Genomic DNA, 1,595 nt, shown 5'->3' on the forward strand with positions numbered 1-1,595 from the left:
GTTAACCTAGCTATCCCCGCAGCAATAGGAGCAACAGTTACACCAAGCACAACCTTATTGACATGTTTTGGAGACACCAATGCTTCCATAACGGTAAGCGGCGTAACGGGGGGACAGGGAAGTAATTATTCATACACGCTTAACAGGGTATCTCCAACGGCCAGTAGCTCTGGTCCGCAAGCTTCACCAGTATTTAGCGGATTAGGAGCCGGAACCTATACCGTAAGCATTATAGATGGCTATAATTGTTCGTTTACCTCTGCGGATATTGTTATTACGGAGCCGACAAAAGTAGAATCATTGTTAGTAAAGGAAACCTCCCAGACATGTCTAACAGGCACGACGTTGAGACTTAGCGCTACCGGTGGCACAGGCCTGTATGAATACAGCAGTACACCAGATTTCGCAACGGTCCTAGGCACATTCGCATCCTCAACAACAGTGAGCGTATCACCTGGAACCTACATGTACTATGTAAGGGATGTCAATGGTTGTGAGGCCAATGTATCCAATCAGATAAAGATCGATCCCTTACCAACCTTGGTAGTGAATGTAGATGCGACCAATGCCTTTATCAACTGTTCGGGCGATAACACGGGCGTTATCGTGGCGACGGCCAACGGAGGTCTGGGCAATTACATTTATACATTGGAAGATGCCTTGGGAAACACCATTGCTGCAACCCAATTGACCCCAGGAAGGTTCACGGAACTATTAGCGGGCGATTATCAAGTACATGTCGATAGTGGTGATTGTGAAGCGACATCCATTATCGTATCCATAACCGAACCAGATTCACCATTAATTGCACCATTTACAACAAGCAACATTACCTGTAATGGTTCGAACAACGGCTCTATCACCGTAAATGCTTCGGGTGGTACGGGACAGATCAGATATGCGATCTCACCCCAGTTGAACCAGTTCTTTGAAACGAATACATTTGGGGATCTTGCACCGGGAACCTATGATGTGATAGCACAGGATGAACTGGGCTGCTTCATGGTTATCAACTTTACGATAACCGAACCAGATCCGTTAGCATTGACAATCGTTTCTGGCTCCTTGCTACCAGAAGTCTGTACGGGCGATATGGACGGGGAGTTCAGCGTAGAGCTTTCGGGGGGCACGGCACCATACAGCGTTGCCCTGGATGATATAAACGGGACCTACACCACAGGAGCCTTAACGCAGACGGAGTTCCCTTTCACAAATTTAGAAGGAGGCGATAAAGTGGTATATGTGCGTGATGCGCTAGGTTGTGAGACCGAATGGAACATCACGTTCCCTGAATCGGTTACCATTGCACCTGAGGCCAGCGTAGCATATGGCTGTACCAATAACATCTCTACCAATACGGTTACCGTTACCGTTGATGCGAGTATCACTGATCCTGCCGATCTGGACTATTCACTGAACGGCGGTACCTACCAAACGAGCAATGTGTTCGTAAACGTGCCAGCAGGTCTGAGCCATTATATAGACGTAAGGCACACCAATGGCTGTATCAAGAGGACGGCAAGTTTTGATATAGAACAGTACGATGCACTATCGATAACCTCGGCCATAGGAGAGATAAACGAGATTGTAGCCGT

The 1,595-nt window shown here is 47.5% G+C and carries 1 protein-coding gene; it reads left to right on the forward strand.

The window, feature by feature from the left end:
* On the forward strand, positions 1-1,595 hold a 1,595-nt coding region (locus tag EV196_RS19775; RefSeq protein WP_207902885.1), incomplete at both ends, for a SprB repeat-containing protein.

The sequence above is a fragment of the Mariniflexile fucanivorans genome (assembly GCF_004341235.1).
In the GTDB taxonomy this organism is placed as follows: domain Bacteria; phylum Bacteroidota; class Bacteroidia; order Flavobacteriales; family Flavobacteriaceae; genus Mariniflexile; species Mariniflexile fucanivorans.